General features: G+C 42.5%; 21 protein-coding genes and 1 pseudogene. 8 read left to right on the forward strand and 14 right to left on the reverse strand.

Features of this window, described 5'->3' with window-relative positions:
• The first annotated feature begins 139 nt into the window (after window positions 1–139).
• Window positions 140–589, forward strand: a complete 450-nt coding sequence (gene ndk, locus ACFFRD_RS12215; protein ID WP_012412496.1) for a nucleoside-diphosphate kinase — start codon at window positions 140–142, stop codon at window positions 587–589.
• A gap of 156 nt (window positions 590–745) precedes the next feature.
• On the opposite strand, the gene ACFFRD_RS12220 is transcribed toward ndk, so the two are convergent.
• Entirely contained in the window at window positions 746–1468 is a 723-nt protein-coding gene (locus tag ACFFRD_RS12220) for a TerC family protein (RefSeq protein WP_392481735.1), read from the reverse strand.
• A 404-nt stretch (window positions 1469–1872) separates the two neighbouring features.
• On the opposite strand from ACFFRD_RS12220, the pseudogene ACFFRD_RS12225 reads away from it, so the two are divergent.
• Window positions 1873–2332: pseudogene (locus ACFFRD_RS12225) on the forward strand (IS701 family transposase); the annotation flags it as partial.
• A 160-nt stretch (window positions 2333–2492) separates the two neighbouring features.
• Here the strand turns inward: ACFFRD_RS12225 and ACFFRD_RS12230 are convergent.
• The 4 genes from ACFFRD_RS12230 to ACFFRD_RS12245 form a co-directional block, all read right to left on the reverse strand.
• Window positions 2493–2933 carry a hypothetical protein gene (locus ACFFRD_RS12230; protein ID WP_179072836.1) on the reverse strand — a complete coding sequence of 147 codons (441 nt, stop codon included), beginning with the start codon at window positions 2931–2933 and terminating at the stop codon, window positions 2493–2495.
• A gap of 67 nt (window positions 2934–3000) precedes the next feature.
• Window positions 3001–3693, reverse strand: a complete 693-nt coding sequence (locus tag ACFFRD_RS12235) for a hypothetical protein (RefSeq protein ID WP_179072837.1) — start codon at window positions 3691–3693, stop codon at window positions 3001–3003.
• A 91-nt stretch (window positions 3694–3784) separates the two neighbouring features.
• On the reverse strand, window positions 3785–4534 hold the full coding sequence (locus tag ACFFRD_RS12240) for a Uma2 family endonuclease (protein ID WP_392481737.1): 750 nt from the start codon (window positions 4532–4534) through the stop codon (window positions 3785–3787).
• Between the two features lie 22 nt (window positions 4535–4556).
• Window positions 4557–5201, reverse strand: coding sequence for a restriction endonuclease subunit R (locus ACFFRD_RS12245; protein WP_190962080.1), 645 nt, complete (start codon window positions 5199–5201; stop codon window positions 4557–4559).
• Window positions 5202–5433: 232 nt separating this feature from the next.
• On the opposite strand from ACFFRD_RS12245, the gene acs reads away from it, so the two are divergent.
• The 4 genes from acs to ACFFRD_RS12265 all read left to right on the forward strand — a co-directional run bounded on the left by acs (window position 5434) and on the right by ACFFRD_RS12265 (window position 9902).
• On the forward strand, window positions 5434–7407 hold the full coding sequence (acs, locus tag ACFFRD_RS12250) for an acetate--CoA ligase (RefSeq protein ID WP_392481739.1): 1974 nt from the start codon (window positions 5434–5436) through the stop codon (window positions 7405–7407).
• Between the two features lie 117 nt (window positions 7408–7524).
• Window positions 7525–8205, forward strand: a complete 681-nt coding sequence (locus tag ACFFRD_RS12255) for a tetratricopeptide repeat protein (protein ID WP_392483055.1) — start codon at window positions 7525–7527, stop codon at window positions 8203–8205.
• Between the two features lie 558 nt (window positions 8206–8763).
• Complete coding sequence (locus ACFFRD_RS12260) at window positions 8764–9522, forward strand: Uma2 family endonuclease (RefSeq protein ID WP_392481741.1); 759 nt, start codon at window positions 8764–8766, stop codon at window positions 9520–9522.
• A 119-nt stretch (window positions 9523–9641) separates the two neighbouring features.
• Window positions 9642–9902, forward strand: coding sequence for a MoaD/ThiS family protein (locus tag ACFFRD_RS12265; protein ID WP_012412483.1), 261 nt, complete (start codon window positions 9642–9644; stop codon window positions 9900–9902).
• A 97-nt stretch (window positions 9903–9999) separates the two neighbouring features.
• Here the strand turns inward: ACFFRD_RS12265 and ACFFRD_RS12270 are convergent, their stop codons facing one another.
• Both ACFFRD_RS12270 and ACFFRD_RS12275 read right to left on the reverse strand, forming a co-directional pair.
• On the reverse strand, window positions 10000–10857 hold the full coding sequence (locus ACFFRD_RS12270; protein WP_392481743.1) for a 1-acyl-sn-glycerol-3-phosphate acyltransferase: 858 nt from the start codon (window positions 10855–10857) through the stop codon (window positions 10000–10002).
• 450 nt (window positions 10858–11307) lie between these two features.
• Window positions 11308–12006, reverse strand: coding sequence for a glutathione binding-like protein (locus ACFFRD_RS12275; protein ID WP_392481745.1), 699 nt, complete (start codon window positions 12004–12006; stop codon window positions 11308–11310).
• A 333-nt stretch (window positions 12007–12339) separates the two neighbouring features.
• On the opposite strand from ACFFRD_RS12275, the gene ACFFRD_RS12280 reads away from it, so the two are divergent.
• The gene (locus ACFFRD_RS12280) at window positions 12340–13305 is read left to right on the forward strand and encodes a class I SAM-dependent methyltransferase (RefSeq protein WP_392481747.1); all 966 of its coding nucleotides are present in this window, start codon (window positions 12340–12342) and stop codon (window positions 13303–13305) included.
• Between the two features lie 69 nt (window positions 13306–13374).
• On the opposite strand, the gene ACFFRD_RS12285 is transcribed toward ACFFRD_RS12280, so the two are convergent.
• The 7 genes from ACFFRD_RS12285 to trxA form a co-directional block, all read right to left on the reverse strand.
• Window positions 13375–14142, reverse strand: a complete 768-nt coding sequence (locus ACFFRD_RS12285) for a class I SAM-dependent methyltransferase (protein ID WP_392481749.1) — start codon at window positions 14140–14142, stop codon at window positions 13375–13377.
• Between the two features lie 34 nt (window positions 14143–14176).
• Complete coding sequence (locus ACFFRD_RS12290; protein ID WP_392481751.1) at window positions 14177–14866, reverse strand: SDR family NAD(P)-dependent oxidoreductase; 690 nt, start codon at window positions 14864–14866, stop codon at window positions 14177–14179.
• Window positions 14867–14940: 74 nt separating this feature from the next.
• On the reverse strand, window positions 14941–16239 hold the full coding sequence (locus tag ACFFRD_RS12295) for an MFS transporter (RefSeq protein ID WP_392481754.1): 1299 nt from the start codon (window positions 16237–16239) through the stop codon (window positions 14941–14943).
• Window positions 16240–16531: 292 nt separating this feature from the next.
• On the reverse strand, window positions 16532–17197 hold the full coding sequence (locus ACFFRD_RS12300) for a nitroreductase family protein (RefSeq protein WP_392481756.1): 666 nt from the start codon (window positions 17195–17197) through the stop codon (window positions 16532–16534).
• A 350-nt stretch (window positions 17198–17547) separates the two neighbouring features.
• A complete protein-coding gene (locus ACFFRD_RS12305) occupies window positions 17548–18660 on the reverse strand; it encodes an alkene reductase (RefSeq protein WP_392481758.1) in 1113 nt (370 codons plus the stop codon).
• 271 nt (window positions 18661–18931) lie between these two features.
• Window positions 18932–19726, reverse strand: a complete 795-nt coding sequence (locus ACFFRD_RS12310; RefSeq protein ID WP_392481760.1) for an SDR family NAD(P)-dependent oxidoreductase — start codon at window positions 19724–19726, stop codon at window positions 18932–18934.
• 164 nt (window positions 19727–19890) lie between these two features.
• Window positions 19891–20214: a thioredoxin gene (gene trxA, locus ACFFRD_RS12315; protein ID WP_012412473.1), complete on the reverse strand. Its 324-nt coding sequence runs from the start codon at window positions 20212–20214 to the stop codon at window positions 19891–19893.
• Window positions 20215–20294: 80 nt separating this feature from the next.
• On the opposite strand from trxA, the gene ACFFRD_RS12320 reads away from it, so the two are divergent.
• Window positions 20295–20645 (forward strand): helix-turn-helix transcriptional regulator, encoded by a 351-nt coding sequence (locus ACFFRD_RS12320; protein ID WP_114084307.1) that lies wholly within the window; start codon window positions 20295–20297, stop codon window positions 20643–20645.
• Window positions 20646–20659 lie beyond the last annotated feature (14 nt).

The following is a 20659-nucleotide window of genomic DNA, read 5'->3' on the forward strand; positions in this document are numbered from 1 at the left end:
TTGGTCAAGAGTCATTGGTCATTAGTCATTGGTCATTGGTCATTGGTCATTGGTCATTAGTGCAAAATCCTTAGACTTAAGACAAAGGACAAATGACAATTGACAAGATAAAAACTTTATTAAGCTTTGGGAGATCGCAATGGAACGTACATTCTTAGCAATTAAGCCTGACGGAGTACAACGAGGATTAGTGGGGGAAATTATCCGTCGCTTTGAAACTAAAGGTTTTACCCTAGTTGGTTTAAAGTTCCTGAAAGTCAGTAAAGAATTGGCTGAACAACACTATGGTGTTCACCGGGAACGTCCCTTTTTTGGTAGTCTAGTCGAATTTATCACTTCTAGCCCAGTGGTAGCGATGGTATGGGAAGGTGATGGTGTCGTTGCATCTGCCAGAAAGATTATTGGTGCCACGAACCCCTTAACATCTGAACCGGGAACAATTCGCGGTGATTTTGGCATCAATATTGGTCGAAACTTGATTCACGGTTCTGATGCTCCAGAAACCGCACAACAGGAAATAGCCCTATGGTTTAAAGATGAAGAATTAGTCAATTGGCAACCACACATAACCCCTTGGTTGCACGAGTAAAACATTAGGGAGTGGGGAATTGGGCATTGGGGATTGGGAATTGGGAAGAGGACTTGGGGACAAGGAGAATTGGGGACAAGGGGAAAGACTTGTTTCAAGTTCTCACCTCTTGTCCCCTTGTCCCCTTGTCCCCTGCTCCCTACCCCCCTGCTCTTTTTATTTAGATACTTCGCTCTTTTCTGGTTCTAATTGGGGCACTTCAGTGCTAACACGCTTGGAAAATCCCCAGCCTAAAATCAGGAAGATGGCAGTAATCATGATCCATTCTGGTGGAACTAAATTATCGTTTACCACTTTCAACAACAGGCGCAAGCCTACGAACGCTACAGTTACATAGCCTGCATCTTCTAGGTTTTCGTATTCGTCTAGCCAACGGATAAACAATCCCGCCATAAATCGCAGCGTAATAATCCCAATTGTTGCACCCGTCAGCACTAGCCATTTTTCTTGAGAAACTGCGATCGCAGTTGTCACGCTATCCAAAGAAAATGCCAAATCTGTAAATGCAATCACAGGTATCGCTTGCAACAATGAATTAAAACGCGGCCCGTGATGGTGATCGTCCTTAGATTCTTCCGAGGTAAAGTGTTGAAATACCAACCACAGCAGATAAGCAGCGCCCAATAATTCAAATTGCCAGAATTTTTGCACCCAAGTGGCAGTCAGAATCAGGCTGATTCGCAGTACATAAGCAACGACTAAACCAAAGTTGAGGGCTTTACGCTCAAGTTCCTTGTCTTCCAACCCTTTTGCGATCGCAGCCAGAGCGATCGCATTGTCGGCAGATAACAGCGCCTCTAAAAGCACCAGGATCAGCAGAACTATAAGGGCTTCAAGGCTGAAATGAAAGTCGAGGTAATCAAAAATTCGGTCTAGCATTCCGGGTTTCTCAAGCAGAAAAAATTAAAATTTGACAAGAACAGAGATTTATATATTAAAAAGCGCAATAAATTGTCACTTTAATCCAGCTTAACGTGCTTGTGGTGCATTTTGAAGGGGGTTGGATCGATGCGAGGGCAGAGCGAGTGGGGTAACTTGCGTATAAGTCAATACATCTGAAGTTTTAACATCTGACTTGGTGCGATGGCGTACCCGCCCGCCGGAGGCGATCGCAATGGACTGCTGTCAGTTCGCATCTAGAATTAGCTGATGAAAAATATGGTTATAGGTTATAAATATTTCTTTAACGACCGAGCTTGAGCAGTTCATTCAAAGTCAGGTTGCAAGCGGGAAGTACACCTCATTAGAAAAAGCTTAAATATGGTGCGTTGCACTGCGCGACAAGAACTGTCTCGAATGAAGTAGGTAAATACTAGCCAGGTAAGCACTCTAGAGATTCCAGATGAAGGTTTAAGAACTCATCTAAAAGAATTTGGATTTATTAAGTTGTTTAGGAAAGTCTTTAAAAAAGAAGACTCTAGACACTATATTTTATATTTACCTGATGAGGATAGGCTGCAACAAATATCGAGGAGTGAATTTATCACAATTCATGATACCCATTGGAAAATTGAAACATTTCATCGAGCAATCAAACAGGTCTGTGGAATCTGTCGATTTATGGTTAGAGATAGCCAAGCAATCAAGACTCACATATTTTGCTCACTTCAAGCATTTGTCAGATTGGAGCTAATGCGCTCTGAAAAAACAATTACCAATTGGTATGAAGTCCAAAGGAATTTATTTACAGAAGTCGTGCGCGAGTATATTTTGAACAACATCACTAGTGCAGGCATTTATTAAAGCCCATAATTGATGTTTTTTGTCAATGCGTAAGTCCTAGTTTCAATCGCCCAATGAATATGTTTGCAACAATTGCTCCAACATTCTTATGAATGCTTTAATATGAATCACAAATGTAAATAGCCTCTGAAAGCAATTTACTACAACATAATTCCAAATTTCACAAAATCTCTGCCAACTTTACCACCAGACTATCTGCTAAATCCAATACCCTGATGTCATCTGTATCAATACTATTTTCTTCACCAGCAAACAAGTGTCTTACAGCAGATAACCTGTTATTGGTTTCAGAAATTCTCCAAGATTCTTCTAAGTTTACGGCAAAATCAAACAGCGATCGCTCTCCTAAATACTGTCTTACCTTCAGAGCCACACTATCATTACTTACCAAAAATTCTTTGATAGTATCTAATTGAGAATTACCTAAAATTTCGTCATGTCCCCAGGTTTCTAGCCAGTCTCCATCTACATCTTCAACGTAAAAATTTACAAAATTAACTCCGTAAGTTAGCCAGTTCTGCTGCATTTGTCGCGCTGTTGCTAAAGCTTCAGCAAATGTATCCACTTGATTGTTGCAGTGAGTTTCTCTTTTGTTAGCCATAAAAGCTGTAATTAGCAAGTAAGTATGTAGGCTGAACACAAACCGGAAATATCAAATTCCTTAAAGTTCACGAAAATTTTAAATATTTGCCACCAGAAAGGTAATCACTGTTATACAGGGCCACGTTGACTAACTGGTTGACAAAATTGGTATCCTTGGGATTGTAACTTAAGAACAATCCTCTCTCTATTTCCCACGATCGCAGTGTATTTTGCCAAGCTTGGTACTTTTGGTAATTAAGTTCTTCAGAGACACTAGTAACTTGAATGCAAAGCGGTTGATTGTTACGACTACTAACAATTAGGTCTGTTGCCATAGAGAGGTCGGCGATATAACGCTGCCAAAAACTACCTTCTCGACTTACAACATCTTGAGCTATTGACTTAATGATATCATCATCTACCTGATTAAATTCGCCTGCCATCAATTTTTGTTTCCAAATATAAAACTTGGAGTCACTTGCATTAATCCATCTAGGAAATAAATAACCATACCAATATCTCTCAATCGGTGTCATTAACTCAAACTTTGCTTTCTGTTCTTCTTCCGAAGGTAAGGATTTAATTATCAGCCAAATGGTAGAATCCGTAATTACCTCTAAGAGAAATGCAATGACAAACGGTTTTGCAGTCAGGGAACCTGGCTTGATATTCTTTACCCAACGATTGATTTCATCTAATCTTCTCGCCAAATTATGATCTACCGAGGAAGCTTGCAGGGTAAGTGACTTTAGCTTATCCTTAATCTCTGTTGCTTGCAAACGAGGCCCTACTTTCAGAAGATAACGCTTTTTTACACACTAATAACTAAATCTTAACTTGAAAGTGTACTTAATTAATTTCCTGATGTCATCAAATATTCTCTAAGTCAATGCCCTTTGTGCGTAATACCTCCCGCAATCGAGCGAGTTCTTGCTCTGCTTGTTGGGCGCGTTCTTCTGACTCTTGGGCACGTTCTTCTGCTTGGTGGGCACGTAAACGTTCTTGTTCAGCTAACTCTTCTGATGATAATATTAATTGATTTTCAGTAGTGAAGAATCTTAATTTACCTTCATAAACTCCCAAATAAAGTTCTAACTGCTGACTCCACAAACGTCCATCAGTAGTTACTTGGATTTCTTGATACTTGTCATCAACTAAATGAAATCCCTGAAGTTCCATTGTTACAGGGTCAAACCAGAAATAATCTGGTGTACGGAAGGTATCTTGAGAAACTTGTTTTTTTAACCCTTTATCAAGTGCTGTCGTTGAACTTGACAAAATTTCCACAATCACGTTTGGATATTTGCCGTCTTCTTGCCAAACTACCCAACTCTTACGGTCTTTTTTCTGGGTTCCCAAAACTACAAAAAAGTCTGGGCCACGAAAATATTCTGATGTTTTCTGGTTAGGACTGTAGTAAATCGTCAAATTGCCAGAAGCATAGAAATCTTGCCTTTTTCGCCACCATAATTTAAGTATGCGAATCAGTAAATCGATTTGGTCACGATGTAAGTCACTTTCCGAGCGTGGCTTGTCACTCAGTATATCACCAGGAGGAAAAATAACTTCGTCTTCTGAAATACCATCAGAAATCAATTCTAGGGTAGCAGGTTCAGACATTAGCGATCGCTCCCCAATTTACTTACTGAAAATCTGGTAACTTACAGATGGCTTTGAAAACTTGCAATAACTCAATTGCATCTGGAGATTGACTCAAATTTAATAATGGCATTAACTCATAAGTTGACTGGTTGTCATGTCTCAAATAAACAAATTGATAAAGCTGTCCATTAGTTACCAAACCCCAAACTGATGGCTGTTGATCTAAACTCTTAAAAGCGTAAGTGAGTAATTGAGGTAAACCCTCAATCACATTGACCGAACTGTTTTTTGTTTCAATCACTAGAACCCAAAATGGCGGCGCAATATTACTTTGAGGACTGTTAATTGCTAAAATATCCATCCGTCCGGTAATTCTTCTGTCTTCATCTTCGACTGTGATCGCAATGCTATCTTCCATTGTCAACCGAATCGGCACATCATAAAACCCTGCTAACCGCATTAGTGGCGCGATCGTTATAAATTTAACCAAACCTTCAGAAATTTTACCTGCACTTAAATAACGATCAAAGTCGTCTCTGATTCGTAATAAATCCTGCTGTTCAAAGTCAGAGAGTGGTTCTAGCCTTAAGAAATCTGTAAATGAACCATTTGAAAGCTTTTCTAGTTTAAGAAAGCGATGAACATCATTGAGAGATAAGCTGCTAGCTTCGACGGTGAGCGTCATAGTTTCAGGCGTTGTTTGTCAAGACTACTTATATTTTGCAACATTCGCGGTAGATAGACTGCAATGTAACGTCTTTACATTTCTCGAACGCTCGGTTTTGGTAGATGAAAATGAATGTAAACTAAATAACTCGGCAATTTTTACCTAGCTTAACGAAAATCTAAACACCGTCTAGCACAACTGGGCTAAGAATAGTTTTTAGTAATAATAGCGATCGCACTCATAACTAACCATGTCTGAACCAAATATCGAATCAATCCTCCAAGAGAACCGCCTCTTCCATCCTCCTAGTGAATTCTCGCAGAACGCCCATATTAAAAGCTTGGATGACTACAAGCGTCTCTATGAAAAAGCCAAAGCCGATCCACAGCAATTTTGGGCAGATTTGGCTGGAACAGAATTAGAATGGTTCCAAAAATGGGACACGGTGCTAGATTGGCAACCGCCTTTTGCTAAGTGGTTCGTTGGCGGTAAGATGAATATTTCTTACAATTGCCTTGACAGACATCTCACTACTTGGCGCAAAAATAAAGCAGCATTGATTTGGGAAGGAGAACCAGGTGATTCGCGTACCCTAACTTACGCCCAACTGCACCGGGAAGTTTGCCAGTTCGCCAATGTATTGAAGCAATTGGGTGTACAAAAAGGCGATCGCGTTGGAATCTATATGCCGATGATTCCCGAAGCTGCGATCGCAATGTTAGCCTGTGCCCGAATTGGCGCACCCCACAGTGTGGTATTTGGTGGTTTTAGTGCCGAAGCTTTGCGCGATCGCTTAATTGATGCTACAGCTAAATTGGTAATCACGGCTGATGGTGGTTGGCGCAAAGATGCGATCGTTCCTCTCAAAGAACAGGTAGATAAAGCTTTAGCTGATGGTGCTGTTCCTAGTGTTGAAAATGTCCTCGTTGTCAAGCGCACCGGACAAGAAACTTATATGCAGTTAGGCGGACGCGATCATTGGTGGCATGATTTACAAAAAGGAGTATCAGCAGATTGTCCCGCCGAACCGATGGACAGCGAAGATATGCTGTTTGTCCTCTACACTTCTGGTAGCACCGGCAAACCGAAGGGTGTAGTGCATACAACTGCTGGTTATAATCTGTATACTCACATCACCACCAAGTGGATATTCGACCTCCAAGATACGGATGTATACTGGTGTACCGCAGATGTAGGCTGGATTACGGGACACAGTTACATTGTCTACGGCCCACTTTCCAACGGTGCAACGACGGTGATGTATGAAGGTGCGCCTCGTGCTTCTAATCCTGGCTGTTTCTGGGATGTAATTGAAAAATACGGCGTTAATATTTTTTATACTGCACCTACGGCAATTCGGGCATTTATTAAAATGGGCGAACACCATCCCAACGCGCGAAACTTGTCTTCGTTGCGTTTGCTAGGAACCGTTGGCGAACCCATTAACCCAGAAGCTTGGATGTGGTATCAAAAAGTAATTGGTGGCCATCGCTGTCCAATTGTTGATACTTGGTGGCAAACGGAAACAGGCGGTATCATGATTACACCGCTACCAGGAGCAATCCCCACAAAACCAGGTTCTGCAACTCTTCCCTTCCCTGGAATTATTGCAGATGTCGTGGATTTAGAAGGAAACACCGTACCCAATAATGAAGGCGGTTATCTGGCGGTACGCCATCCGTGGCCAGGAATGATGCGGACAGTCTACGGCGATCCAGAACGCTTCCGCCGCACTTATTGGGAACATATTCCACCCCAAGATGGTAACTATACTTACTTTGCAGGTGATGGGGCTAGACAAGATGAAGATGGCTACTTCTGGGTCATGGGTCGTGTAGATGACGTACTGAATGTATCAGGGCATCGCCTTGGTACAATGGAAGTAGAATCAGCCTTAGTTTCTCATCCAGCCGTTGCAGAAGCGGCGGTAGTGGGTAAGCCAGATGAACTCAAAGGTGAAGAAGTCGTTGCTTTTGTGACTTTAGAAGGGACTTATCAGGGAAGTGAGGAACTCATTAAAGAACTCAAACTGCACGTCGTCAAAGAAATTGGTGCGATCGCACGTCCGGGAGAAATTCGCTTTACTGACGCTTTGCCCAAAACGCGATCGGGTAAAATTATGCGGCGCTTATTGCGGAATCTAGCTGCTGGGCAAGAGGTATCTGGTGATACTTCAACATTAGAAGATAGAAGTGTGTTGGATAAATTGCGGGAAGGTACGTAAATCATTCAATTGACCTTGTAGGGATGCACAGATGTGCGTTCCTACTTGTGGTGTATTTCACCTAACGCACCCACATTTTATGATGGACATAAGAACATTATTGAGGCATTGAGGGCGATGAAGCTGAAGAGCAAACCTAAATCAGCATTTGTTCAACCTTTTAGCTGCATGATGCTGAGTATTCTAACTGTAATTAGTTTATCACCATTAGCGTTAGCGGTTTCTGGAAAAGTTTCTTTGCATCCGCCAGAACAGAATGCACAGAGACAACCACAAAAACTAGCTCAGTTTTCAGACACAGGGCCATCAGAGCGATCGCAAATGCTACAACAAGCCAATGCTTTATTTAATCAGGGAGACTTAACAGGTGCAGAGGAAAATTTCCGCAAGTTAATTAAAAAATTCCCAGACGATGCTTTTGGACACTTTCAACTAGGAAATGTGCTTTTTCGGCAAAAGAAGCCAGAAGAAGCTATTAGTGCCTATCAAGAAGCCATTCGTCTTCAGTCAAAATACGCTCTAGCTTATAATGCAATCGGTATGGTTTACGCTAGCCAAAGTCGCTGGGAAGAAGCGATGACTGAATATAAAAAAGCTCTAGAAATCAATCCTAACTATGGTGAGGCCCTGACTAATTTTGCATTGGTGTTGTGGCAAACAAATAAAAAAGATGAAGCACTATCTTCTCTAGAAAAAGCTTTAAATATTTTCAAACAACAGAATAGAGGTGAAAAAGTTAACCAAGTAGAACGAATATTGAAAGAGATCAAAACTGCTGACGATCCTAGTGTTTCCTGAAAATCATATTATTCAGTAGATAAAAGTTAAGAAGAGTTGCTGCGATCGGCTTTAAGGATGCTTTGCCAGGAGTGCGATCGGGTATTATGCGTCTATTACTGCGGAATTTGGCATCTGGTTTGTAGTTATTTTGGGGTGGGCTAGCCCACCCTTTAAAAAGCATCGAAACAGAATAATTGTATTGTAATGAGTGAAATATTTCTGTTAGCCAGAGAAACTGTAAGAGTGATTTTTCACATGGATGGAGGATACACAAGGGTAGTCTGTCTGGGAACGTTCGGAAAATACTGCATGGGCAGGCATAGGATGGATTTTTGATATACCAACTCATGTAATACCATACGATTTACGAGCAATAGGTTCTCATTTTCTATTGTCTATAGTTAAGCCGAATGATTGTGAGGATATAGAAAATATCCGCAGTAATCGTAATAGCTTTTTTCATATAGAAAGATTGACTTTGGTTATATAATTGGTATCTAACTTAGTAGCACGTCTATTAAAAAATAAAAAATAGCAATCTACAATAAAAGTCAGACAAACCATTGGTTAAAGCCTATGACTTCCCTATCGGCATTAACTTTACCTGATCACACTCAGTTACCAGACTCAGATGGTACATTTGTGAACAATCTTCAGGAGCATCCGCAAAGCATTTTAATTACAGATTCAATTAAACCTGTTTTAGAGAAACTTCATCCCGACAGTCAATATTGTATCGGACAAGATTCTGGTATCTACTGGCGATTGACAGATCCTCCTGAGAAAGGGGCTGAAGCACCAGACTGGTTTTATGTACCCAATGTACCGCCGACCCTTGACGGTAAAATGCGCCGTTCTTATGTGCTGTGGAAGGAGTATGTTGCACCCCTAATTGTGATTGAATTTGTCTCTGGAGATGGTTCAGAAGAACGAAATAACACACCGCCATCTCAAGGGGAAGATGGAAATGTTGGTAAGTTTTGGGTTTATGAACAGGCAATTCGAGTGCCTTATTATGGAATTTATGAAGTAGCAAAAGCTCAAGTGGAAGTTTACCACCTAATCGATAATACTTATGAACTAATGCAATCCAATGAACGAGGACATTACCCAATTGTTCCTATGGGGGTAGAGTTAGGAATCTGGCAAGGATTTTATCAGAATGCAGAGTTACCTTGGTTGCGCTGGTGGGATGCACAAGGAAATTTACTGCTAACGGGTGAGGAACGGGCTGAAGTTGAGCGACAAAAGCGGGAGAGAATTGTAGAGAAATTGCGTACTCTCTCTGCTGAACAACTCAACGCTTTAGGAATTGACCCAGAAATGTTGGATTAGGAAACATAATTATCTACCAATAATACAACTTTGCTAGTTATTAATATATAATTAAGCCCAAGAGTTCAGGGTGCTTGTCAAGGATTAAATTACTTGCTGGTACTGCCAAAGCATATTGTATGTCTAAATCTGCAATCACCGTTACCGTCAAATTGTTCGCTGCTTATCAAGAAGCCTTTAAGGTTTCAGAACTGGTACTGGAATTTCCCAATAGTATGCCAGTTAAAGCAGTATGCGATCGCCTCATAGCCGAACACCCTGAACTTTCCCAATGGCGAGACATCACCCGCTTCGGGATTAATTTAATATTTGTTGAACCAGATACCCTACTACAAGATGGGGATGAAGTCGTATTGATTCCACCAGTTAGCGGCGGCTAGGAAAATAGTTAGGAGTTGGTATTACAGCAGATTGAAAGTAAGTTCTTATCTCCTGCCTCCGTTCGGCTACGCTCACGGCAAGCCTGCCTCCTGCTCCTTACCTACTATTCGACTCAGCAGTTATCTTGACTAAGTTATCTAACTCTTCTTGCATCTGGCTCACAACTAATTCATAACATTCATTGACATAATGGCGATCGCTAGCTGCTTCTCGACCATAGCGTTCAAATACAATCGGTGGACAAACCCGTGTGTACATAGGCACAGGTAATGGAATGTTGGGCAATGGGCCAATTGCTAATCCCCAAGGCAATCCGAGATAGATCGGAAAAACTTCTGGATCAATCCCAAGCAGCCAAGGCATTCCCCATTCGTGGAGTTGCTGCACAACTTTGTACAAGTCAGCCAGTACAATCAGCGTATCGTGAGCGCCCCAGGAAATCACAGGTACAATCGGCACATTTTCCCGCAATGCTAACTTGATAAATCCTTGTCGCCCTGCAAAGTAGATTTTGTTACGTAAATAATGCGGTCGAAACACATCTTCGGCTCCACCTGGATAAACCAGCACACTAGCGCCAGAGTGCAGCGCAGTGTAGGCCATTTTTGGATGAGCTATGATTGCTCCAGCCTTGGCAGCTATTTGCGCTAGTGGTTGGCTAACCTGCCAAGCTTTGGGATGCATTAAACCATAAACGGGTTTCTGGGCACCAAATCGTTTGAACCAGTCATACATCACCATTCCCATATCGGGAGCCGCGAGTCCTCCATTATGCGAACCGACAAATAAGACTTTTTCTTGGGATGGAATATTTTCCCAGCCACTAGTTTGCACCTGAAAATAGTACTTATAGAAAAAGCCTAATAAAGGCATCAGAGATTCTATGAACTTTGGATCTCGCTCATCCAAAGACCAACCGGGTTTTTTCTTTAAGAGATGTTGCTTTTTTGACATCGATACATTTTAACAAGATCGGAACTTCGGGAGATGCGGCAAGTCTTGAATTAAAACTAAATTAACCTGACTTTCAAGTGCTGTATTGCTTTTGCTTGACTAGCCAAACCCAGAACAGAGCGATCGCTATACCAACCAGAATAAAACAATAGATGTAGCCGAAGTTATCCACAATCCTACCAAATACTGCTGCGCGATTCCCTGTCTAACAAAAAAGCTATAAACAGCGAAACAGCTGTATCTCGTGCTTCCGGTGCTAACCAGCCTACGCAATCTTTTTAATTGTTTTATCAAACAGAATTCAGGAGTCAGGAGTAAGAATGGGCTAAACGCCCCGCTACTGCTAACAGAATGAATTCTGTATGACTGGCGGATAGCGTATTTTCGAGTCGCGTCTTGATTCTGACTCCTGAATTCTGACTTCTGGATTCTTCTTCAAGCCCAAAACGCTCAAGGTTGAATAGTCTTCGCCGACTGGTTAAATAACAAATCTCGTGACTTATCTGGATCAAGTGGTTGAGTTTTCAATGCTTCTGCTTTCTCGTAGGCGCGAATTGTTGCCGGACGAGCTTTAATTGTCTCAAACCAGCGCTTGAGGTGAGGAAAATCCTCTAGATTCTGACTTTGGCGTTCATAGGGCACAATCCAGGGATAAGCAGCAATATCGGCGATGGAATAATCCCCAGCTACAAATTCTCTATCTGCTAGTTGCTTATTCAGCACTCCATATAAACGTCCCGTCTCATTGACGTAGCGGTTAATGGCATATTCAATCTTTTCGGGAGCATAGGCGCTAAAGTGATGATTTTGTCCTGCCATTGGCCCTAGTCCGCCCATTTGCCAGAACAACCATTCTAAAACTTGAGTGCGTTGGCGTAAATCTTGCGGGATTAATTTCCCGGTTTTTTCTGCCAAATATAGCAAGATTGCCCCAGACTCAAATACCGAAATCGGTGCACCTCCATCTACTGGTTCGTAGTCAACGATCGCGGGGATACGATTGTTAGGAGAAATCTTTAAAAATTCGGGCTTAAATTGATCTCCAGCTCCAATATTCACAGGATTTATGGTATATTGCAAGCCGACTTCTTCCAGGAAAATCGTAATTTTATGACCGTTTGGGGTTGTCCAATAATAAAGATCGATCATGGTTATTTGTCCTAAAATTGTGCGATTCTTTTTAAGTGAATGGTGCAGACATCTCTTTTTTTCTGGTTTATCATAAAATCTGAAAAAAGAGGACAAAAATGGTGAAAAGTAAAAGGGATTGGGGATTGAGTAATAAGTGAAAAATTATGTTCGGGGCTTTAACCCTTCCCAAATTTTGGAATGTATTCACAGTCCCAGTCCCGATTCTCAGAGCGGTGTTCCTCTCTACGAGACGCTGCGTATAGCAAGATCCCTCGCAGGGGTACGCTATCGCTGCGACCAGTTGAATTGTAACCCCACAACCTAGAATTTCAAATACTTAGAGAGTAACTTATGAGTGAAAAGACAGTCAAAGTGATTGAAGGAAACTTATTGCCAAAAGGAGATTATGTATCGTCAGGATTTTCCACTATCCAGCCAGATTTATATTTTCCCAATATAATTTTAGGAAATAAATATGATTCTTTTTGGCTTTATTTACGGCGGGATATTACTCATAACTGGTATGTGGATAAACGACGGCAAAAGGTAGGATTTGTGAGCAGAGATGAAGCTCATATTTTATACAATACAGCCTTGAAATTTCGGGGGAAAAAAGCTTTAGAAATCGGTTGCTGGATGGGATGGTCAGCTTGTCACTTGGCTCTAGCAGGGGTGGAATTAGATGTAATTGATCCGATGCTATCCGAACAATTATTTAATGAAAGCGTTACAGAGTCACTAAAGTCGGCAGGCGTTAAGGAATCTGTGAATCTAATACCAGGATGCAGCCCTGAAAGAGTTGAAGAGATAGCAAATAAATTTCAACGTAAATGGTCATTGATATTTATAGATGGTAATCACGAAGCTCCGGCTCCGCTCAATGATGCAATTATTTGCGAACAATTTGCAGAAGCAGATGCTTTAATTTTATTTCATGATTTGGCTTCTCCTGATGTAGGACAAGGCTTGGATTACTTCAGAGACAAAGGATGGAACACAATGGTCTATCAAACTATGCAAATTATGGGAGTTGCATGGCGGGGAAATGTTGAGCCTGTAATACATCAGCCAGATCCTAATATTAACTGGCCCTTACCTCCACATTTACAAGGTTATTTTGTCAGTGGTTCAGTTAAAACTGCGACTGAAGATAAATTTGCAGAACTTCTCAGAGCAGTTCGACCATATACTTTATTGAGTGAAGCAAAGTTATTCTCGCTTTATAGTCAGGCAAAACAACTATATTGTTATCTTTTCTGGCTGCCAAAAATGTTACTACAAGCGATCGCTAGAATCAAACCTATCAAGGGCAACTAACTTTGTATTATAAGCCATCTCTAGTGATGGCTTTCTCTGGATGAAACATAGAGCTTCAATTATATTTTTTCATAGCGGTGATTTGGCGATCGCTGCCCAAACTCTATGATGAACTTCAAGAATTTGTGTAGGATATCTTGCTTCGAGTAATGTAGCCAATTCCTGGTCAAATACTTCTACTTTTTCTGGTGTCAAGCTAGCTCCCACACCGGCACTCGCCCGAATTCTTCCCCGCCAAGCTTCGTGTGTATAAGGTACAAATACATCGTAAGAAAATGTGCGGATATCTCGGAATCCAACTTCGCCAATATCTTGTAACCACAGGGGATGCAAGCCATTACCGCCGGCCAGATTCCACGCGGGATTATGAGCCTGGATGAGTTGTTCTGTGGCTTCGACGACATTACCTTTTAAGGGTATCCAATCAAAATGAGCGATCGCAATTGAGCCATTTTTTCTCAATATCCGGGTAACTTCCTGGACAGCACGGGGACGATCAAACCAATGCCAACATTGTCCAGCAGTGATTACATCAGCACTTGCATCTGGTAACTCGGTATTCTCAGCAGTTGCGACTCGATAATCTACTTTAATTTGGGTTGATTCGCTTAACTGTCTCGCTTGTTCTAAAAGTGATGCTGATGGATCTATGCCAATTACATAAGCACCTCTATCAGCAAAACCCCGCGCTAGTGTTCCTGTTCCTGTACCAAGGTCAACAATATTCTGTCCTGGTAAACCTATACCATATTCAGACAGTTTATTAAATAATGAACTGGGAAAGCCAGCACGGTGTCTTGCGTAATCAACAGCAGTTGCACCAAAATCAATTTTCATACCTGCAAAACCATTTTTGTAACAATTGTCTAGGCTAGAAGTTCTCTACCCAAGGACGTAGTTCTACTTCATAAGTCCAAGCACTGCGGGGCTGGCGTAGAATACTGAGATAAGTTTGAGCGATCGCATCTGGGTCAAGAGTACTATCAGGATTATCTACTGGATCTTGGCGAACTGCTGAACGAATTGCCCCATCAATCACGAAATGCGCCACATGAATATTCTTTGGTGCTAATTCTCTAGCAATACTCTGAGCCAAACCGCGCAGTGCAAATTTACCCATTGCAAAGGGAGCAGACTGAGCATAACCCTTAATACTCGCTGAGGCTCCAGTAAAAAATATAGCACCACCACCAAGCTGCAAAAACCTTTTGGTAGCAGCTTGGGCCACCAGAAAGCCACCATAAGCAGTTATATCTAGGGTTTGTGCCACCTCAGCAGGGTCTAAATCAACAAGAGGCCCCCGCACCCGAAAACTGGGATTGTAAACAACAACATTCGGGGAACCGATTTTATTATCAATATCAATAAATAATTGTTCTACTTCATTTGGCTTTGAGACATCAGCAGCGAAACTAACTGCGTCAATTTCACTAGTCAATTGAGTGAGTTTTTCAATTTGACGAGCCGCTAAAGCTACGGTGAATCCTTCTTTGGCAAATAAGCGGGCTAAAGATGCACTCAGTCCACTACCTGCGCCGACAATTAAAGCTGTTGTTGCCATATTTTAAACCTGTAGTGCTTATTCTGCCTAGCTTAGAGCTTTTGTTAATGCCATTCGATTAAAACATTTATAGATTAAGAATTGAGCGTGACTGAAGATAGTTGTGAATCGCCCTTAGTGGGAGTTTGACCAATTTGCAGTACACCAACTGCGGCAATCAGACAGAGAATACCTGATAAAATAAACGCTTGTAAATAGCTACCCGTCCAAGTTCTTAACACTCCGGCTCCGAATGCTGCTGTGGCTGCACCAAGCTGGTGTCCTGCGACAATCCAACCGAACATAACGCCGACATTTTCTTTACCAAAGGCATTGGCAACAAGGCGGACTGTCGGTGGTACGGTAGCAATCCAATCAAGTCCATAGAAGACGGCGAAAATGGAAAGTCCATACAAGGAAAAGTTGAAACTGAAGGGTAAGAAAATCAAAGATAAACCCCGCAGTCCGTAGTACCAGCATAATAAGTAGCGATTGTTCCATCTGTCGGATAGCCAACCGGACATAGTAGTTCCAAAAAAATCGAATAGTCCCATGATTGCCAAAAGTCCCGCAGCCTTTACTTCCGGGATACCGTGGTCAATACAAGCAGGAATTAGATGAGTTCCAATTAACCCATTTGTGCTAGCACCACAGATAAAAAAGCTCCCAAATAACAGCCAGAAATCGCGTTTACGCATTCCCAGCCAGAGGGCGTTGAGGGTAGAGGCGATGGAATTTGCTCTAGGCTGCGATGTTTCTACAGTTTCGCTGTTGTCGCCAAAGGGTCGCAACCCGACATCTGCCGGACGATCGCGCATAAAGGCTGCGATCGCTGGAATAATTAAAAGTGCTGCACCAGTAAGAGCTAAAGCCGCAGTTCGCCAGCCAAAGCGATCGGCTATTGAGGCCAGCATGGGCAAAAACACCAGTTGTCCTGTGGCTGTACTGGCGGTTAGGATGCCGAGAACTAAGCCCCGCTTCTCAAAAAACCAGCGATTGACAACAATAGCGCCCAAAACCAGGGCGATAACTCCGCTACCAGAACCGACAACTACACCCCACAGCAAAACTAGCTGCCAAGATGCTGACATCAAAGTAGTTAAACCGACACCAAGAGCGATGATAGCAAGTGAAAACACCATCATCCGGCGAATGCCGATTCGCTCCATAACTGTGGCAGCAAAAGGGCCAATCAATCCGTAGAGTACTAAGTTAATGGAGATTGCCAAAGATATAGTTGCTCTACTCCAGCCAAACTCCTGTTCGAGAGGCACTATAAAAACTCCGGGAGCAGAACGAATTCCGGCTGCAACGAGTAAGGCGAGGAATGTTAAACCTGCAACGATCCAGGCATAGTGGAACGAACGACGCGCTAGGAAGGAGGCTAGGGACATGGTTGGGGAGACAGGGGGCAGGGGGCAGGGGGAGCAGGTTCAAAAACTCATTCACGAGTATAAAAGACTCGTTGGCGAGTATCAAAGACTCATTTACGAGTATAAAAGACTCGTCGGCGAGTATAAAAGACTCATTCACGAGTATAAAAGACTCATTTACGAGTATAAAAGACTCGTTGGCGAGTATAAAAGACTCATTTACGAGTATAAAAGACTCGTCGGCGAGTATAAAAGACTCGTTAGCGAGTATCAAAGACTCATTCCCTATTCCCTATTCCCCATTTAGTGAAAGCTACCCTGCATAAGGATTACCGATTCTGTCTACAGAGACGTTAGAGGAGAATGGTAAACGACCGGGATTTAAGCGTGGTTCGGCTGCATATCCGACAGGAACAACAACAGCGATCGCTAAATCTGGATTATCGCCAGCACCAATCACTTGTTTTACCTGCTCCTCAACCCAACCGTTCATAAAACAAGTGGATAATCCCAAACTTTCTGCTGCTAACACCAAATGAGTAGCGGCAATAATGGCATCTTTGATCGCATATTCGCGTCGTTTGTCACCTAGTCCAGCTTGAAATTGTGGGATGGCGCTTTTAAAGTAGTTTACCGTACCTTCATTCCATGCTCCAGTTTCAGTTGCCCGCTCAAAAATTGGGGTTAAGTCTCTTTCGCCTACGGTAGGATCGGCAGCAAAGACAAAGGTTACAGGTGCTTGGATGATTTGCTGTTGATTCCATGAGGCTGCTGATAGTGCTGCCTTTTGCGCCTCGTCTTGCACAAGAATAATTTGCCAGTCTTGGATATTAAAGCTACTGGGCGCTGCCACGGTCAATTCTACCAGTTGCTTGAGCAATTCTGGGGCAATGGGGTCTGCTTTAAAAGTTTTAATTGAACGACGTTGAGCGATCGCACTGGGTACATCTAAAGCTTGAGTTTGGGTGATGGAACTCATGAGATTCTCCTGATAGTTGAATTATGACCAAATAATTCGTAATTCCTAATTAGGATACAAATGAATCTATTTATTCATGAAACAAAAATAAAAATTATTCCTTGTTTCCGAACAAAAGTCAGAATTACGAATTACGAACTTGTACTGAGCTTGTCTTGAGCGTAGTCGTAAAGCCTGCGGCATAGCTACGCTTAGGGCGCAGCCTCTCGCAGAGAAGTATTCCCGGATAGAGGAGTGTGGGGAGTGTGCGGGGTCAGATTTCTTCCCCATCCTCCCACACCTCCCACACCTCCCACACCTCCCACACCTCCCACACTCCTTGATTTCTCACTTGTGAGAAATCAAGGGTATTACGCCTGAGCTACCGCCTCATTAGCAGCCGACCAAAATGGATAGTCTGTATATCCTTGTTCACCGCCACCATAAAAGGTTGCTTGATTTGCTTCATTTAATGGTGCATTTAAAGCCAAGCGTCGAGGTAAATCTGGGTTTGATATAAATAATGTGCCAAAGGCAACTAAATCTGCTGCTTTGTTTGCCAGCACTGCATCGCCTTTTTCACGGGTATAACCACCATTGACGATGAGTGTACCTGTAAAGCGATCGCGGATATGACTGGTGGGTACAATTATCCCGCCATGTCTGATATCTGCCTCTGTTGCCTCATAAATATGCAGATATGCCAAATTAAACTGGTTCAATGCTTGAGTTGCATAACCGAATGTCTCTAGCGGATTGGAGTCACCGATATCGTTAAAAGTCCCACTGGGGGAGAAACGAACCCCAACTCGGTTAGAATCCCACACACTAGTTACCGCCTCTGTCACCTCCAACAGGAATCGGGTGCGATTCTCAATGGAACCTCCATATTTATCTGTACGTTGATTGGTGCGATCGCGGAGAAATTGATCTATTAAATAACCATTTGCTGAGTGAATTTCTACCCCATCAAACCCAGCCGCTAGAGCATTTGCCGCTCCCTGACGGTACTGTTCTACTATCTGCGGTATTTCTGAAGTTTCTAAAGCACGAGGAATAACATAAGGTTTTGGCCCTTCATAAGTTGATGCCTCACCTTTAGGAGCAATGGCAGAAGGTGCCACAGGTAAAGCTCCATTCGGTTGTAAGTCAGGATGGGAAATCCTGCCTACGTGCCATAGTTGCAGGAAAATTTTTCCTCCCTCCTGATGTACGGCATCAGTTACTAATTTCCATCCTTCTATCTGTTCTGACGAATGAATTCCTGGTGTAGCAGGATAGCCTTGTCCTTCAGGAGTTACCTGTGTTGCTTCAGAAATAATCAGTCCGGCAGAAGCACGTTGAGTGTAGTAAGTAGCATTCAGTTCGTATGGTACATTTCCCTCACTGGCTCGGTTTCGGGTTAAGGGTGCCATCACAATCCGATTAGGGAGTTCCAAATTACCTAATTGGTAAGAAGAGAATAAGTTGATATCACTAGTCATGTTATTTTGCTCCAATTCAAAATTCAAAGTTCAAAATTCAGAACTCCATAGCTCGGAGATAAGGACGGGGCTATGCTATTCTCATTTGGCCCGCCTCACAATAAATTCTCAGTCTAATAGCGAAAGTCTCTAAAGACCACTAAGAAAAGGTTATTGTCGATTTTAAGGTATTCAAAAACTTTAGTTATGGGCGGTTGATTTCTAGAAAGAAATAGTCTTGAAAACAAGAAAAAAGTCTTCCCAATACCCAATTTTGTATACAGTTCATTCACTAAACAATCGACCGAATAACACCACCATCTACCCGCAAAGCTGCACCATTAGTTGCTGAAGCTACGGGACTAGAAAGGTAAACTACGATCGCTGCTACTTCTTCATTAGTTGCAAAGCGTTTGATTAGGGAACTTGGACGCACATTTTGAAAAAATTCAGCCTCAACTTCTGCTGGACTAATACCACGTTCCTGCGCCAAGTTGATAATAAACTCTTCAACTCCTTCTGAACGAGTTGGCCCTGGTAGGACGGAGTTTACAGTAACTCCAGTCCCGACAGTCATTTCTGCTAGACCTCTGGCAATAGCAAGCTGCGCTGTCTTAGTTGTGCCATAGTGAATCATTTCTACTGGGATCTGAATCGCAGATTCGCTGGAGATAAAGATTATCCGCCCCCAGTTTTGCTCTAGCTGCTTTTGCAGATATTGCCGACTCAAACGGACTCCACTGAGAACGTTAACCTCAAATATTTTTAACCAGTCTTCATCTGTAATATCAAAGAAGGTTTTTGGCTCATAAATACCCACATTGTTAATGAGGATATCAACGTGAGGAACTTTTTGAAAGAGTTCCTCTACCCCTGATGCAGTACTTGTGTCAGCAACAACACCAGAAACTTTCGCGTCTGGTGTACTTTGTTGAATTTTAGCGATCGCTTGGGTTACTCTTTCCTCAGATCGACCGTTGACAATCACTGATGCACCTTCTTGAGCTAGCGCTTGGGCTGTCGCCAAACCAATACCTGCGGTTGAGCCACTAACTAGCGCGGATTTACCATGCAATTTCAAGTCCATTTTGCTCTTTCCCCATTAGTTGAGACAGAATTCAGGAGTCAGAAGTCAAGAGTGGGGAGAGACGCGATTAATCGCGTCTGTACAGGAGTCAGTGTATTCTGACTCCTGTCTCCCTTGATTAGAGAAGACTGCAAACTAAATGCGTCTCATAACAGTACCTAGATTTAAAGATGCTGTGCTAAGGTCTTATTCAAGGTGGTTTTTGGAACTGCCCCTACGACAGTATCGACCTGCCGACCTCCCTTAAAAACCATCAGCGTCGGAATGCTGCGAATTCCATAATGGCTGGCGACAGTAGGATTCTGATCTGTGTTCAGCTTCACAAATTTCACCTGTCCTTCGTATTCCGCAGCAACTTCATCGACTACTGGGCCTACCATCCGGCAAGGGCCGCACCACGGAGCCCAAAAGTCTACTAAGACCGGAATCTCACTTTCCAAGACTTCTTGCTTGAATGTGGCTTCTGTGACATTTGTAATGGATGACATAAATTGCCTTCCTAGTTAATTCTATAATTCGATAATATCGAATAATAAAAATATATGCCACTTGATGAGATAATGCAACTATGAGATTTCTTTATCATCCAGATAGAAAAAATATTTCTTTACCGGGAGTACTGTATGCATTGGGCGATCCAGTGCGGCTAGAGATTGTGCGGCTGTTGGCGACAGAGGGGGAACAATGCTGTGCCAAGTTTGATTTTGCGATCGCAAAGTCTACTATGTCCAATCATTTTAAGATTTTGCGTGAGTCTGGGATAGTCTTTACACGTAAAGAAGGGACACATCACATCAACATACTGCGGCGTGAAGATTTAGAGATGCTGTTTCCAGGGTTGCTGGATGCAGTATTGAAAGCGGCTCAACCATTGCCTGTTAGTCCTGCGAGTGATAAACAAACAGCTTCAAGGATTTAGGGGCATGGGGCATG

The organism is Nostoc sp. C110, assembly GCF_043099725.1.
GTDB classification, from domain to species: domain Bacteria; phylum Cyanobacteriota; class Cyanobacteriia; order Cyanobacteriales; family Nostocaceae; genus Nostoc; species Nostoc muscorum_A.